The sequence below is a fragment of the Inquilinus limosus genome (assembly GCF_002195995.1).
GTDB classification, from domain to species: Bacteria; Pseudomonadota; Alphaproteobacteria; order DSM-16000; family Inquilinaceae; genus Inquilinus; species Inquilinus limosus_C.
Window position 1 is genome coordinate 66011 of sequence record NZ_NHON01000008.1, and the last position, 13999, is coordinate 80009.

Below are 13999 nucleotides of genomic sequence, written 5' to 3' on the forward strand. Positions count from 1 at the left end.
CCCCTCCCCTTGCGGGAGGGGGTAGGGGGAGGGGTCTGCGCGCGTCCGCGCAAAGGGGCAGGAGGACCAGACGAGCCGTCCAGATCGCTTCGTGACTGCCCGGGCCGGATCGAGCCGAGAGAACCCCCTCCCCCTATCCCCCTCCCGCAAGGGGAGGGGGGACTCAAAAATAGGGCGATGCGCGGATCTCGTAGGCTCTCGGGCTTGTCCATCACCGCACTCCGGGGGCGCGGCCTCCTCCGTCAGCCGGCGAGCCAGCCCTGCTTCTGGTAGACCGCGCGCACCCGGTCCTGCTCGGCGCGGATATAGGCCTGCCACTCCTCGCCGGTCAGGAACCGGCCGCTCTGCGAGCTCTTGGTCAGGTAGTCCTGCCATTCCGGCGTCTCGCTGACCTTGCGCAGCAGCTCGGTGTAGAAGGCGGTCGCCTCGGCCGGCACGCCGCCGGGCAGCCAGACGGCGCGCGGCATCTGGTAGCTGTCGATGGCGATGCCCTCGTCGCGGCACAGCGGGATGTCGGCCCAGCCGAGATCGCCGGACACCTTCGGCCCGGCCGGCAGGCGGGCGGTGGCGAAGACGCAGAGCGGCCGCACCATCCCGGCCTGCCACTGGCCGCGATTCTCGTTCGGGTTGTTGGTGTTGCCGTCGATATGGCCGCCGGCCAGTTGCACCGCGGCCTCGTTGCCGCTCTTGAACGGGATGTAGGTGAAGCGGGCGCCGGTGGCCTCGCCGACCATGGTCACCAGGGTCTGGTCGACATCCTTGGACTGGCTGCCGCCGAACTTCAGCGCGCCCGGCTTCTCCTTGGCCGCGGCCAGCAGCTCGGCCGCCGTCTTGTAGGGCGACTCGCCGTTCACCCATAGCACGAACTCGTCCATCGCCATCGCCGCCACCGGCGTCAGGTCCTCCGGCGCGTAGGGCAGGTTGGCGACGAAGGGCAGCAGGTATTCGTTGTTGGTGCCGAACACCAGCTTGTGCGGGTCGCCGGCCGCGCCCTTGCCGTAGACGAAGCCCTCGGCGCCGCTGCCGCCGCCCTTGTTGGTGACGATGATCGGCCGGTCCACCAGCTTGTGCTTGACGATGATCGCCTGCACCGCGCGGGCGAAGCTGTCGGTGCCGCCGCCGGGGCCGGAGGTGACGACGAACTCGATCGGCTTCTGGGGTTCCCAGGCCTGGGCGCCGGCGGCCGGCAGAAGTGCTGTCAGCGCCAGGGTCACTGTCTTGAGCATCTTCGTTCTCCTCCCTTTGCTTGTGGTTGATGGGCGCCCGGGTCAGTCCGCCGGTGCGCGCCTCCGCGCCGCCATGCGGGCGGCCAGCAGCACCGCGGCGCGGCTGGCGCCGATATCGGCGATGCCTTTCCCGGCGATGTCGTAGGCGGTGCCGTGGGCCGGGGTGCAGATCGGGAAGGGGAAGCCGCCCAGCATGGTGACGCCGCGGTCGAAGCCCATCAGCTTCATCGCGATCTGCCCCTGGTCGTGATACATCGTCAGCACCGCATGGCAGCCTTCCTTCGGCGCCCGCAGGAACACGGTGTCGGCCGGGTAGGGGCCGACGACGTCCAGCCCCTCCGCCGCCGCGGCGTGCACCGCCGGGCCGATCACCTCGATCTCCTCGCGGCCGAAATTGCCGCCGTCGCCGGCATGCGGGTTCAGCCCCGCCACCGCGATGCGCGGCCGGTCGATCCCCGATGCCCGCAGGCAGCCGGCGGTCAGCGCCAGCTCGGCCCGGATGCCGTCGGCGGTGATCGCCGCGGCCACGGCCGAGAGCGGGATGTGCGAGGTGACCCGCGCGTTCCAGATCGTGTCGAGGATGTTGAACTCGCGGGCGGCGCCGGACCAGCCGATGACGTCGGCGACGAAGCGGATCTCGTCGTCGTAACCAGGATACGCGTAGCGCATCGCCTGCTTGTTGAACGGGGTGAAGCACACCGCGTCGGCCCCGCCGGCGGCGGCCAGCCGCAGCGCCCGGCGGAAGTTCTCGGACGCGAACCTTCCGCCGGCCAGCGTCGCCTCACGCGGGGTCACCTCGGCCGGGTCGAGATGACCGAGATCGACCAGCACCGGCCGGTCGCCCGGCACTGTCTCCCCGGTGCCCGCCTCCAGGTCCAGCGTCACCGCAGCCGTCCGCGCGCCGGCGTCGAGGATGCGGCGGTCGCCGAACACCACGAATCGGGCGGCGGCGCGGAGCTCGTCCAGCGCCAGCAGGCGGGCGGTCAGCTCCGGGCTGATCCCGGCGGGATCGCCCATCGCCAGGGCGATGACGGGACGGGCTGAAGCCGAGGCCTCGGTCGGCCGGATGTCGGGCTGGGCTGCCACGGTGCTCCCCAAATCTTCTTGCTTGTGAAGGCACGGTATCAGCCATGCATGCACACATCAAGCATGCTGCACTCTGCATGCAGAATGCTGAGATTGACCTCCGCGGGGCTTATTCGCCATCCTGGCCGGGCCGGCCGATCCGCCGGCGGAGCGCGAGGACGGGATGGAGCTGGACCTGCAGGATGCGTCGGCCGACAGCGGCCCGATCGCCCGCCCGTCGCTGCACGACCAGATCGTCGGCCGCATCCGCGACATGATCATCGAGGGCGTGCTGCCGCCGGGCGCGCGCATCCATGAGGGGCAGCTGGGGGCGCAGCTCGGCGTGTCGCGCACGCCGCTGCGCGAGGCGCTGAAATACCTCGCCAGCGAGGGGCTCCTGGACCTGGTCCCCGGCCGCGGCGCGGTGGTGAAGCGCTTCTCCGCCCAGGAGGTGCAGGACATGCTGTCGGTGCTGGGCCTGCTGGAGGCCGAGGCCGGCCGGCTGGCCTGCGCCCAGGCCACCGACGCCGGCATCCGCGAGGTCCGCGACCTGCACGACCGGATGCTGCGGCATTACGGCCGGCGCGAGCGGCTGGAATACTTCAAGCTGAACCAGGCCATCCACTCCGCCATCCTGCGCCTGTCCGGCAACGGAGCGCTGGCGACGGTGCACGGCATCCTGCAGTCGCGGCTGAAGCGGATCCGCTTCATCGGCAATGGCAGCGAGGAGAAATGGGCCGCGGCCGTGGCCGATCACGAGGAGATGATCGCGTCCCTCGAGGCCCGCGACCCGGAGCGGCTGGCCGCGATCCTCAGCGCCCATATGAGGGAGAGCTGGAACCGGGTGCGGGACGCGATCTGAGCGCCGTACCGGCCTGGATTCCGGCTAACAACTCCTAACAACGGCTCGCACCTGCTCCCCGCCGGCCTCGTGTAGTGATGATGTCGGAGCGGCCGCGGGCGACGACCTTCGTCCGCAGCCTCTACGACCTCGGACCCGCGCCGGGGTCTCCTTCAATCGTCTTCGAAGACCGCACCAGGTGCGCCGCCGCAGGATCCGGGACGTGGATCGATCGCCCGGCCCGGTGCCAGCAGGAGTGCCCCCACCATGATGGTTCCGAAAGCGCCCGTGTCGCGGCGTATCCTCGCGGCCTCCGCCCTGATCGGCAGCCTATCGCTGGCCTTGCCCGTGCTGGCCCGGGCCGAGACGGCCGGGCCGCTGATGGTCGCCCAGGCGGGCAATGCCATGGCGTCCGCGGCCGCGCAGCGCCCGGCGGACGATGTCTCGATCCGGCCCTTCCGGTTCCATGCCTCGGACCAGGCGCTGGCCGACCTCAAGGCGCGGATCCTGGCCACCAAATGGCCCAGCCGCGAGCTGGTGAATGACGGCACCCAGGGCGTGCAGCTCGAGGTGATGCAGACGCTGGCCCGGTACTGGGCGGCCGACTACGACTGGCGCAAGTTCGAGACGCGGCTGAACGCGCTGCCGCAATTCGTCACCACCATCGACGGGGTGGACATCCACTTCATCCATGTCCGGTCGAAGGCGAAGAACGCGTTGCCGATCATCATCACCCATGGCTGGCCCGGCTCGGTGGTCGAGCAGTTGAAGCTGATCGGGCCGCTGACCGACCCCGCGGCCCATGGCGGCGCCGAGGCCGACGCCTTCGACGTGGTGATCCCGTCGCTGCCGGGCTACGGCTTCTCCGCCGCGCCGACCGAGCTCGGCTGGGACCCGGCGCGGATCGCGCGGGCCTGGACCGTGCTGATGGGGCGGCTCGGCTATACCCGCTTCGTCGCCCAGGGCGGCGACTGGGGCGACGCGGTGACCGAGCAGATGGCGGTGCAGGCCCCGAAGGGCCTGCTGGGCATCCACACCAACATGCCGGGCGCGGTGCCGCCCGACATCGAGGCGGCGCTCGCCGCCGGCGGTCCGGCCCCGGCCGGCCTGTCGGCCGATGAGCAGCGCGCCTACGGCCAGCTCGACTTCTTCTACAAGCACGGCCTGGCCTACGCGCAGGAGATGGCGGCCCGGCCGCAGACCCTCTACGGCATCGACGATTCGCCGATCGGCCTGGCGTCCTGGATGCTGGACCACGATGCCCGCAGCTACGAGCTGATCGCCCGCGTCTTCGCCGGCGAGAGCGAGGGGCTGAGCCGCGACGACATCCTCGACAACATCACGCTGTACTGGCTGACCAACACCGGCGTGTCGTCGGCGCGGCTGTACTGGGAGAACAAGCTCGCCTTCTTCGCGCCGAAGGGGATCAGGATCCCGGTGGCGGTCAGCGCCTTCCCGGACGAGCTGTACCAGGCGCCGCGGGGCTGGGTGGAGAAGGCCTTCCCGAACCTGCTGGCCTACAGCCGGCAGCCGAAGGGCGGCCATTTCGCGGCCTGGGAGCAGCCCGAGGCCCTGACCCGGGACCTGCGGGCGGCATTCAAGCCGCTGCGCTGACGGGAGCGGATGGCGGGAGGCTGCTATCCGCGCGTTACAACTGTAATCGCAGTTGCAGGATTCTGCGTTTTCGTTCATGATATGTTCTATGAATGAGACGCAGACTGTTCCGGTTTCGGACGCCGCACCCGCTGAGGAGCGGGCGGCGCGGCATCTGCGCCTGCTGGCCCGGGCGGCCGAGATCCAGATGGAGGTGATGGAGGCGGCCCGTACCGAGGCGGTGGAGGCGCCGCAGCCCGGCATCGACTATTGCCAGCGCATCGCCGTCGCCGCCCGCTCGCTGCGACTGACCCTGCTGCTGGAGGCCAGGTTCTCCCGCCCGCTGGAGGTGCCGCCGCCGCAGAAGGCCCGGCCGGTCGAGGCGAGCGACAGGGCGCCGGCCGGGATGCGGGCGATGCTGGCGATGGCGGCCGCTTCCTTTGACGGCGCCAGGACCGAGGCGGAGGATGCCGAGGCCAGCGAACGCTTCGGCGAGATCGCCGAGCGGCTGGAGCGGCCTGAGGTGGCGGAGATGGTCGAGACCACCCCGGCGCCGGCGGCGGTGGCCCGGCTGTGCCGGGAGTTCGGGCTGCCGGCGGACACGGTGCAATGGCTCGCCACCGCGGATGCGGCGCTGGAGCAGCTGGGCTACGCGCCGGCCGACGATGTGGAGGACGCGGTCGAGACCACCCCGGCGCCGGCGGCGGTGGCCCGGCTGTGCCGGGAGTTCGGGCTGCCGGCGGACACGGTGCAATGGCTCGCCACCGCGGATGCGGCGCTGGAGCAGCTGGGCTACGCGCCGGCCGACGATGTGGAGGCTGCCGCGGGTCCGGTCGCGGACCAGGCGGTGATCCGGCGGCGGCTGCGGGTGATCATGGCGCTGGGCGCCGCGATCCAGGCGGGGACGGAGGACGAGGCGGAGTGCGACCGCCGCTTCTTCGCCATGGCCGAACAGATGGACCGGCCGGATCTGCTGGAGATCGCCGACAGCTGGCCGGCGGCGGAGGCGGTGGCCCGGCTGTGCCCGATCTTCGGCCTGCCGCCGGAGGAGGCGGAGCGCTGGGTCGAGACATCGGACCAGTATCTGGCGCGGCTGGACCTGCCGCCGGTCGGTGATCCAGTCGAGCCGCACCCAGCCGGTGTCGAGGCGCCGGACACGGGATAGGCTGGTTTGGTTTCAGGCGAGCCGGGCTTCCCGGGGCTGCCGCGGTGCTTTCAGGATGGCTGATGCTGTCTCCTTATCTTGTCCCCCCTCCCCTTGCGGGAGGGGGSYAGGGGGAGGGGTCTGCGCGCGTCCGCGCGCGAAGGCGCGGAGAAGAGGCTTTCCCAGTGAGCTGGAAGCCGGTCCCGGCGGTGAAAACCCCCTCCCCCTAGCCCCCTCCCGCGAGGGGAGGGGGGACTCATTTTGCTTCGGCCGCCGCCCCTCAGACCGCCAGCCCGGCAAACGGGTCGCGCCAGGCGTCGATCCGGTTCAGCCGGTCGTGCCAGCGCATGACATTGGCGTATTGCGTGACCGGGATGGCGGCGCTCTCGGCGAAGGGCAGGGCGGTCGCCACCCGGAAATCGGCATAGGTCGGGCGGTCGCCGACCAGCCAGGTGCGATCGGCCAGGATGGCGTCGAGGATCGGGCCGCAGACGGCCAGGTCCTCGGCCGCGTTGTCCAGGGCCGTCCGGTTGGCCGGCCGCGTCAGGAATTGCGGCCGGATCAGGTTCTCGAAATAGAACACGTCGGCGGCCCGGGTGAAGTGGTGGGTGCCCCAGCTGACCCAGCGCAGCATCTCGACCATGCGCTCGTCGGTCGGCCAGAACGCTCCGCCGGCCAGGGTCGACAGGCGATAGACGATGGCGTCGGTCTCCCACAGCGGGGCGCGGCCCTCCTCGGTCAGGATCGGCACCCGGGTGTTCGGGTTCAGCGGCCGGAACTGCTCGCGATAGCGCGGGTTCATCGGGCTGGCGCGGACGAACTCGACCGGCGAGCCGAGATGCTTCGCCACCGCCACCGCGACGCGCGGGTTGAGGTTCGGGGAATAATAGAGCTTCACGGCGCTGCCTCCTGAGCGGGTCGCGGGTCGCAGGGCGATTGCCTTGCTTCCATGGTCGCGCGGGGGAGGACGGAATCGACAGGGCCAGGTGGATTTCTCGACGGATGGGCCGGAGCCACCCCCTCACCCGAAATCGCTGACGCGATTTCGACCTCTCCCCAAGGAGAGGTGAATGGGCGATGGCCTTGTTTCCCTCTCCTTGGGGAGAGGGAGGGGCCCGCCGCGTTGGCGGCGGGAGGGTGAGGGGGTGAGCCGCTGGAGCCTCTTAACGCACCGGCTCCGCCGGGCCGCGCAGGCGACGATAGACGAACTCCGGCGGCGCCTCGCTGTGGGCCGCGGTCCGGGCCAGGCCCAGCATGGTGTCGTGGAAGGGCGACAGCACGCAGGCCGGGTCGGTGGCGTCGGCCCGGCCGGTCAGGGCCAGGGCCTGGCAGCGGCAGCCGCCCCAGTCGACCTCGCGCTGGTCGCAGCTGCGGCACGGCTCCGGCATCCAGGCGGTGCCGCGGAAGCGCTCGAACGCGTCCGACGCCGCCCAGATCCGGGCCAGCGGCTTCTCGCGCACCGATTCGAAGCCGAGGCCCGGGATGGTCTCGGCAGCGTGGCAGGGCAACACCTTGCCGCTCGGCGTGATGTTCAGGAAGCGCCGGCCCCAGCCGCCCATGCAGGCCTTCGGCCGCTGGGCGTAATAGTCCGGCACGACATAGTCGATCACCAGGGCGCCGCGCAGCGTCTCCCGCGCCCTCTCGACCACGGCGCTGGCCCGGTCCAGCTGCTCGCGGCTCGGCATCAGCGCGTCGCGGTTGTGCAGGGCCCAGCCATAGTACTGGACATGCGCCACCTCGATCCGGGCGGCGCCGAGGTCGACCGCGAGGTCGATCATCTCGTCCAGCCGGTCGAGATTCTGGCGATGGACCACCGCGTTCAGGGTCAGCGGCAGGCCTTCCTCCCGCACCCAGCCGGCGAAGGCCAGCTTCTTCGGCTGCGCGCCGGGGTAATGGCCGATGCGCTCGGCCGATTGCGGGTCGGTGTCCTGGATGCTCAGCTGGGCATGGTCCAGCCCGGCCTCGACCAGGGCGTGGAAGCGGTCGCGGTCGATGGCGACGCCCGAGGTGATCAGGTTGCTGTACAGCCCCGCGTCACGGGCGCCGCGGACCAGCACCTCCAGGTCGCGGCGCACGGTGGGCTCGCCGCCGGAGAAATGCACCTGCAGGATGCCGAGATCCGCGGCCTCGCGGATCACCCGCAGCCACTCCTCGGTCGACAGCTCGTCCCGCGCCCGGTCCATCTCCAGCGGGTTGGAGCAGTAGGGGCATTGCAGCGGGCAGCGATGCGTCAGCTCCAGCAGGGCTGCGAGCGGCGGTTCGGGTCGGGGGGCGGTCTGATTCATGGCGCCAGGATCCGCTTGGCGGTCAGGTCGTCGATCAGCTGCACCACGTCGCCTTCGACCTCGCCGGGCTCGGCCTCGAAGCTGCGGGCCAGGTCGGCGACGATCTCGGCGACGGTGGCGCTGCCGTCGCAGCGGCGGACGATCTCATGCGCGGTCTCGTCCAGCAGGATCACCCGCTCCGGCGCCAGCACCACCCAGCTCTGCCGCGCCTCGTCCCAGCGCAGCCGCGACCCCTGCGCCAGCCGCGGGCGCGAGGGCGCGATGTCCGGCGCTGCGCTCACCGCCGCCCCTCGGGCACGAAGGCGCCCGGCGGGATGTTGCCGGGCTCGACATAGGCGTGGTGCAGCGCGTCCAGCTGGGCCCACAGCACGTCGCATTTGAACAGCAGGGCGTTCATCACGTCCTGCTGCTGGTCCGGCCGCCTGGCCTCGCGCTTGACGTAGTCGAGGGCGAAGTCGGAGTCGCGCGGCGCCTGGGTCAGGCGCTTGTCGAAATAGGCCAGGGCGTCGCGCGAGACGAAATCGTAATTGGCCAGCATGCCGGCGACGCGGTTGCCGATGATGGCCGGCGCGAACAGCTCGGTGAGGGAGGAGGCGACGGCCTCCAGCAGCGTGCGCTCGCGGACGAAGCGGACATAGGCGTCGACCGCGAAGCGGGTGGCGGGCAGGATGCCACGTCCGTCGATCACCGCGGCGCGGTCCAGCCCCAGCGCGTCGGTCAGATGCAGCCAGCGGGCGATGCCGCCTTCGCCCTCGCGCTCGCCATCATGGTCGACCACGCGTTGCCGCCATTCGCGGCGCAGCGCCGGGTCCTCGGCGCGCGACATCAGGGCCGAATCCTTCAGCGGGATCCGGCTCTGGTAGTAGTAGCGGTTCAGCGCCCAGGCCTGCACCTGGCCCCGGTCCAGCTTGCCGCCATGCAGCAGGGCATGGAACGGGTGGCGGTCATGGTACCGCTCGCGCCCGATCGCGCGCAGCGCCGCCTCGAGCTGGTCCGGGGTCATCAGGTCGGTCATCGGCGCATCCTTGGCACTGCTGTGGGCTCTTCGGGCTGTGGAGCAGGGCAATGATCTAGACCCTTGTTGTCATTGCCGGGCTTGACCCGGCAATCCAGGGGCCACCCAGAGCGGCATCGACATTCCCTGGATGCCCGGGTCAAGCCCGGGCATGACAGCTTGGAGTGGATCATCTCGCTCTCATCTCCCGGCACCCTATCGTCCTCACAGGGCGATCTCCATGCCGTCCTCCGCCACCTCCCAGCCGGCTTCGGCCAGGGCGGCGCGTTCGGGCGAATCCTCGATCAGGACCGGATTGGTGGTGTTGACATGGATCAGGATCCGGCGCCCGGTGTCGAGGTCGGAAAAGGCCGCGACCGTGCCGTCCGGCCCGTCGATGCTCATATGGCCCATCCGCCGGCCGGTCTTGGCGCCGACGCCGGTGGTGATCAGCTCGTCGTCGCGCCACAGCGTGCCGTCGAAGAACACCAGCGGCGACCCCTGCAGCCGGGCGCGCAGCTCCGGCGTCATCGCGGCGCAGCCGGGGATGTAGTGGAAGCGGGCGCCGTTGGCCGCGATCTCCAGCCCCAGCGTCTCGTCCGGCGCGCCGGCCAGGTCGTCGCCGGCCTGGCCTTCGAGATACAGCGGCACCTTGCCCGGCACCGGAAAGGCGGTGACGGTCAGGCCCAGCCCGCCGCCGCGGCCGGCGATCGGGAAGGGCCCGTTCGGCGCCACCGCGTGGCGTTCGACCGACCGGGGGCTCAGCGCGTCGAAGATCGGGTTGGCGGCCAGGGCGGCCAGCACCGGCGGCGCGGCCCACAGGGCGAAGGGCTGGGATTCGCGCATCGACAGCAGCCCGGCGACATGGTCGATCTCGCCGCTGGTCAGGATCACCGCCGCGATCGGGGAATGGCGCAGCCCGTCCTGCGGCCACAGCATCGTGTTGGCGGCCACCTGCTGGCGAAAATCGGGGGAGGCGTTCAGCAACAGCCAACGCTCGCCATCCGCACTGACGGCGAGGGAGGCCTGGGTGCGCGGCTTGGCGCGCAGACTCCCGGTCCGCACCCCCCGGCTGGTGGGCGCGTTGCAGTTCCATTGAGGGAAACCTCCGCCGGCAGCGGAACCGAGGACGACGATGCGCATGGTCTCAGCCCCGCTTTCGGCAGCCTCGCCGGATCCGCCATCAGGCGGAGGTTGGTCTTAAACGGTCGCGCAGGCGTAGGCGTTGATCTCGCAGCCGACGGAGATCTCGCGGACCTTCGGAGTCTTCCAGCGCTTCATGAGACGTCTCCAATCAGGGTCAGTGCTCCTAGGATGACGCCCCGGCCCGGAGCTTGGTTCCAGGCCGCGGCGCCAGGGCCATGATGCGCCTTCCGCGGGCGAGGGGAATACTACTTTGGAGCCATTCCACAGGTTTGTTGTCGCAGCGGCGGCTCAGGCCGCCGCCGGCCGCGCGCTCATGGTCAGCAGGTCGTAGCGGGCGACGGTCTCGTCGGCCTGGTTGAACACCTCGACGTCCCAGCGCACCTCGCCGTATTCCGGCATGCGGGCGGCGGTCTTGCGCTTGACCGTCAGCCGCACCCGGATCGAATCCCCCGGCGACACCGGCTTCAGGAAGCGCAGATTGTCGAGGCCGTAATTGGCCAAGAGCGGCCCGGGCGCCGGGTCGACGAACAGGCCGGCGGCGAAGGACAGGATCAGGTAGCCATGCGCCACCCGGCCGGGGAAGAACGGGTTCGCCTTGGCGGCTTCTTCATCCATGTGCGCGTAGAAGGCGTCGCCGGTGAAGTCGGCGAAATGCTCGATATCCGCGATGGTGATGGTGCGGGCCGGGGTCTCCACCGTCTCGCCGACCGCCAGCTCCTCGTAGTTGCGGCGGAACGGGTGGGTGGCCGGCACCGGCGCCGGGGCGCCCTGCAGCCAGGTGCGGGTCAGGGCCGACAGGCGGGCGGGCGACCCCTGCAGGGCGGTGCGCTGCAGGTAGTGGTGCACGCCGCGGATGCCGCCCAGCTCCTCGCCGCCGCCGGCCCGGCCGGGGCCGCCATGCACCAGGCCGGGCAGCGGCGAGCCATGGCCGGTCGATTCGCCGGCGCAGTCGCGATCCACGATCAGGATGCGGCCATGGAACGGCGCCAGGCCGAAGACCAGCGCGTCGGCGATCGTGTCGTCATGGGTGAAGACCGAGGCCACCAGGCTGCCCTCGCCGCGGCGAACCAGCTCCACCGCCTGGTCCAGCCCGTCATAGGCGATCACGGTCGCCACCGGCCCGAAGGCCTCGACCACATGCACCTTGCGCGCCGTCGCCGGATCGACGCAGCGCAGCAGCACCGGGGCCAGGAAGGCGCCGCCCGGAGCGCCGTCATTCGCGGGGTCGCCGACCACGATCTCGGCTTCCGTGGACAGGTCGGCGATGCGGGCGCGGACATCGTCGCGCTGGGCCAGGCTGACCAGCGGGCCCATCCGCGTGCTCTCCTGCCGCGGGTCGCCGAGGACCAGGCCGGACAGCTTCTGCCCGAGGGCGGCGATGACGTCCCGCTCCAGCGCGCGCGGCACCAGGATGCGGCGGATGGCGGTGCATTTCTGCCCGGCCTTCGCCGTCATCTCGCGCACCACCTCCTTGATGAACAGGTCGAATTCCGGCGTGCCCGGCATCGCATCGGGGCCCAGCATCGCGGCGTTCAGCGAATCCCGCTCGGCCACGAAGCGCACCGCGTTGCGCGAGATCGCCGGGTGGTTGCGCAGCTTCTCGGAGGTCTCGATCGACCCGGTGAAGGCCACCAGGTCCTGGCCGGTCAGGTGATCCAGCAGGTCGCCGGTGCCACCGGCCACGAATTGCAGCGCGCCCGCGGGCAGGATGCCGGAGTCGGTGATCAGCCTGACCAGCGCCTCGGCGACATAGGCGGTGGCCGAGGCCGGCTTGGAGATCACCGGCACCCCGGCCAGGATCGCCGGCGCCAGCTTCTCCAAGAGGCCCCAGCACGGGAAGTTGAAGGCGTTGATGTGCACGGCGACGCCGGTCAGCGGCGTCAGCACGTGGACGCCGACGAAGCTGCCGCCCTTGGACAGCCGCTCGACCCCGTCCTCCAGGATGAAGCGCTCGCTCGGCAGCTCGCGCCGTCCGCGCGAGGCATAGGCGAACAGCGTGCCCAGCCCGCCATCGATGTCGATCAGGTTGTCCCGCTTCGTCGCCCCGGTATCGGCGGCCAGGGCGTAGAGCGGTTCCTTGCGCTCCGACAGATACAGCGCCAGGGCCTTCAGCAGGTCGGCGCGCTGGTGGAAGGTCAGCCGGCGCAGCGCCGGGCCGCCGACCTCGCGGGCATGGCGGACCATCGCCGCGAAGTTCAGGCCGCGGCTCGACAGCCGCGCCACCACCCGGCCGTCGATGGCGCTGGCGATGTCGGCCAGCTCCTCGGTCGCGGCGACCCAGCGGTCCTCGGCATAGCTCTGCAGGATGGCGGTCATGGCGTCCTCCCGATCACCCGGTCCGCGCCGTCGATTGCCGATTGACAGGCCGGGTCCCGGGTCTAAGAATTAACCGAACGATCGTTCAATTCAAGAGGTCCGGTGCAACCGGCCATCCGGAGGAGGACGCCTCATGGAGCCTACGGTTCTGGTCGACCGCCGCGACGGCTGGAGCGTCCTGACGCTCAACCGCCCGGACCGGCTGAATTCCTTCAATGAGGAGATGCACCGCGCTTTGGCCGAGGCGCTGGCCGGGGTCGAGGCCGACGCCGGCTGCAGGGCGGTGCTGCTGACCGGGGCGGGGCGCGGCTTCTGCGCCGGGCAGGACCTGAACGACCGCGCCACCAGCGGCCAGGCGCCCGATCTCGGCGCCACGCTGGATGGTCTCTACAACCCGCTGATCCGCCGCCTGCGGGCGCTGCCGAAGCCGGTGGTCTGCGCCGTCAACGGTGTCGCCGCCGGGGCCGGCGCCAACATCGCCCTGGCCTGCGACATCGTGCTGGCCGCGCGCTCCGCAAAATTCATCCAGTCCTTCGCCAAGATCGGGCTGGTGCCCGATTCCGGCGGCACCTATGCGCTGCCGCGGCTGGTCGGCGCCGCCCGCGCCCGCGGCCTGGCGCTGCTGGCCGAGCCCTTGCCGGCGGACAAGGCGGAGGAATGGGGCCTGATCTGGAAGGCGGTCGACGATGCGGCATTGCGCCCGGAGGCCGAGGCCCTGGCCGCCCATCTCGCCACCCAGCCGACCCAGGGGCTGGCCCTGATCAAGCAGGCGCTCGACGCCTCCGCCGGCAACAGCCTGGACGCGCAGCTGGACCTCGAGCGCGACCTGCAGCGCCGGGCCGGGCGCACGCCGGACTATGCCGAGGGCGTCCGCGCCTTCATCGAGAAGCGGCCGGCGAAATTCACGGGGCGGGCGGAATGAAGGCGACCACCGCTGCGGAAGCCGAGGCGGTCGCGAAGGCCGCGGCCGAGACGATGTGGCGCGACGACGGCGCCAGCCGGGCGCTGGGCATGGAGATCTTGGAGGTCGGGCCCGGCCGGGCCCGGCTGGCCATGACCATCCGGCCGGACATGACCAACGGCCATGGCACTGCCCATGGCGGCTTCATCTTCACCCTGGCGGATTCGGCCTTCGCCTTCGCCTGCAACTCGGGCGGCGAGCGCACGGTGGCGGCGCATTGCAGCATCACCTTCCTGCGCCCCGGCACGGTCGGCGACCGGCTGGTGGCGACGGCGCGGGAGGTATCGCGCTCCGGCCGCTCGGGCCTCTACGATGTCAGCGTCGCGGTGGGCGAGACGGTGATCGCCGAGTTCCGCGGCCATTCCCGGACGGTCGGCGGCTCGTTCATCGACCGGCCGGCCGAAGATTGAGAACAGGCACGGGGAGGG

Annotated in this window: 14 protein-coding genes; 5 read left to right on the forward strand and 9 right to left on the reverse strand. The window is 71.1% G+C overall.

Annotated elements, in window-relative coordinates:
* Positions 1-242 precede the first annotated feature (242 nt).
* Both BWR60_RS06315 and BWR60_RS06320 read right to left on the reverse strand, forming a co-directional pair.
* Positions 243-1226 carry a tripartite tricarboxylate transporter substrate binding protein gene (locus BWR60_RS06315; RefSeq protein WP_088150165.1) on the reverse strand — a complete coding sequence of 328 codons (984 nt, stop codon included), beginning with the start codon at positions 1224-1226 and terminating at the stop codon, positions 243-245.
* 42 nt (positions 1227-1268) lie between these two features.
* On the reverse strand, positions 1269-2312 hold the full coding sequence (locus tag BWR60_RS06320; RefSeq protein WP_230982966.1) for a 4-hydroxythreonine-4-phosphate dehydrogenase PdxA: 1044 nt from the start codon (positions 2310-2312) through the stop codon (positions 1269-1271).
* A 163-nt stretch (positions 2313-2475) separates the two neighbouring features.
* Here BWR60_RS06320 and BWR60_RS06325 point away from each other — a divergent pair, with 163 nt between their 5' ends.
* The 3 genes from BWR60_RS06325 to BWR60_RS06335 all read left to right on the forward strand — a co-directional run bounded on the left by BWR60_RS06325 (position 2476) and on the right by BWR60_RS06335 (position 5890).
* Positions 2476-3153, forward strand: coding sequence for a GntR family transcriptional regulator (locus BWR60_RS06325; RefSeq protein ID WP_088150166.1), 678 nt, complete (start codon positions 2476-2478; stop codon positions 3151-3153).
* A gap of 246 nt (positions 3154-3399) precedes the next feature.
* Positions 3400-4746 (forward strand): epoxide hydrolase family protein, encoded by a 1347-nt coding sequence (locus BWR60_RS06330; protein WP_088150167.1) that lies wholly within the window; start codon positions 3400-3402, stop codon positions 4744-4746.
* An 88-nt stretch (positions 4747-4834) separates the two neighbouring features.
* Positions 4835-5890, forward strand: a complete 1056-nt coding sequence (locus tag BWR60_RS06335) for a hypothetical protein (protein ID WP_088150168.1) — start codon at positions 4835-4837, stop codon at positions 5888-5890.
* Positions 5891-6149: 259 nt separating this feature from the next.
* Here the strand turns inward: BWR60_RS06335 and BWR60_RS06340 are convergent, their stop codons facing one another.
* From BWR60_RS06340 to paaZ, 7 genes are all read right to left on the reverse strand, one after another.
* Entirely contained in the window at positions 6150-6767 is a 618-nt protein-coding gene (locus BWR60_RS06340) for a glutathione S-transferase family protein (RefSeq protein ID WP_088150169.1), read from the reverse strand.
* 265 nt (positions 6768-7032) lie between these two features.
* Positions 7033-8154 (reverse strand): pyrroloquinoline quinone biosynthesis protein PqqE, encoded by a 1122-nt coding sequence (gene pqqE, locus BWR60_RS06345; protein WP_088150170.1) that lies wholly within the window; start codon positions 8152-8154, stop codon positions 7033-7035.
* The gene (gene pqqD, locus BWR60_RS06350) at positions 8151-8435 is read right to left on the reverse strand and encodes a pyrroloquinoline quinone biosynthesis peptide chaperone PqqD (RefSeq protein ID WP_088150171.1); all 285 of its coding nucleotides are present in this window, start codon (positions 8433-8435) and stop codon (positions 8151-8153) included. Before pqqD ends, pqqE begins: the two co-directional genes overlap by 4 nt.
* Complete coding sequence (pqqC, locus tag BWR60_RS06355) at positions 8432-9169, reverse strand: pyrroloquinoline-quinone synthase PqqC (protein ID WP_088150172.1); 738 nt, start codon at positions 9167-9169, stop codon at positions 8432-8434. Before pqqC ends, pqqD begins: the two co-directional genes overlap by 4 nt.
* Positions 9170-9373: 204 nt before the next feature.
* Positions 9374-10291, reverse strand: a complete 918-nt coding sequence (gene pqqB / locus BWR60_RS06360; RefSeq protein ID WP_088150173.1) for a pyrroloquinoline quinone biosynthesis protein PqqB — start codon at positions 10289-10291, stop codon at positions 9374-9376.
* A 57-nt stretch (positions 10292-10348) separates the two neighbouring features.
* On the reverse strand, positions 10349-10429 hold the full coding sequence (gene pqqA, locus BWR60_RS38935) for a pyrroloquinoline quinone precursor peptide PqqA (protein ID WP_034841210.1): 81 nt from the start codon (positions 10427-10429) through the stop codon (positions 10349-10351).
* A 153-nt stretch (positions 10430-10582) separates the two neighbouring features.
* A complete protein-coding gene (paaZ, locus tag BWR60_RS06370) occupies positions 10583-12610 on the reverse strand; it encodes a phenylacetic acid degradation bifunctional protein PaaZ (RefSeq protein WP_088150174.1) in 2028 nt (675 codons plus the stop codon).
* A gap of 133 nt (positions 12611-12743) precedes the next feature.
* Between paaZ and paaG the strand changes: the two genes are divergently transcribed.
* Positions 12744-13532: a 2-(1,2-epoxy-1,2-dihydrophenyl)acetyl-CoA isomerase PaaG gene (gene paaG / locus BWR60_RS06375; protein WP_088150175.1), complete on the forward strand. Its 789-nt coding sequence runs from the start codon at positions 12744-12746 to the stop codon at positions 13530-13532.
* Positions 13529-13981 (forward strand): hydroxyphenylacetyl-CoA thioesterase PaaI, encoded by a 453-nt coding sequence (gene paaI / locus BWR60_RS06380; protein WP_088150176.1) that lies wholly within the window; start codon positions 13529-13531, stop codon positions 13979-13981. Before paaG ends, paaI begins: the two co-directional genes overlap by 4 nt.
* The last annotated feature ends 18 nt before the right edge of the window (positions 13982-13999 follow it).

What these genes read in the sequence shown, in the direction of transcription:
- BWR60_RS06315 (WP_088150165.1), bottom strand. Translation starts at nt 1,226, where the DNA reads ATGCTCAAGACAGTGACCCTGGCGCTGACAGCACTTCTGCCGGCCGCC.
- BWR60_RS06325 (WP_088150166.1), top strand. Translation starts at nt 2,476, where the DNA reads ATGGAGCTGGACCTGCAGGATGCGTCGGCCGACAGCGGCCCGATCGCC.
- BWR60_RS06330 (WP_088150167.1), top strand. Translation starts at nt 3,400, where the DNA reads ATGATGGTTCCGAAAGCGCCCGTGTCGCGGCGTATCCTCGCGGCCTCC.
- BWR60_RS06335 (WP_088150168.1), top strand. Translation starts at nt 4,835, where the DNA reads ATGAATGAGACGCAGACTGTTCCGGTTTCGGACGCCGCACCCGCTGAG.
- pqqE (WP_088150170.1), bottom strand. Translation starts at nt 8,154, where the DNA reads ATGAATCAGACCGCCCCCCGACCCGAACCGCCGCTCGCAGCCCTGCTG.
- pqqC (WP_088150172.1), bottom strand. Translation starts at nt 9,169, where the DNA reads ATGACCGACCTGATGACCCCGGACCAGCTCGAGGCGGCGCTGCGCGCG.
- pqqB (WP_088150173.1), bottom strand. Translation starts at nt 10,291, where the DNA reads ATGCGCATCGTCGTCCTCGGTTCCGCTGCCGGCGGAGGTTTCCCTCAA.
- pqqA (WP_034841210.1), bottom strand. Translation starts at nt 10,429, where the DNA reads ATGAAGCGCTGGAAGACTCCGAAGGTCCGCGAGATCTCCGTCGGCTGC.
- paaZ (WP_088150174.1), bottom strand. Translation starts at nt 12,610, where the DNA reads ATGACCGCCATCCTGCAGAGCTATGCCGAGGACCGCTGGGTCGCCGCG.
- paaG (WP_088150175.1), top strand. Translation starts at nt 12,744, where the DNA reads ATGGAGCCTACGGTTCTGGTCGACCGCCGCGACGGCTGGAGCGTCCTG.
- paaI (WP_088150176.1), top strand. Translation starts at nt 13,529, where the DNA reads ATGAAGGCGACCACCGCTGCGGAAGCCGAGGCGGTCGCGAAGGCCGCG.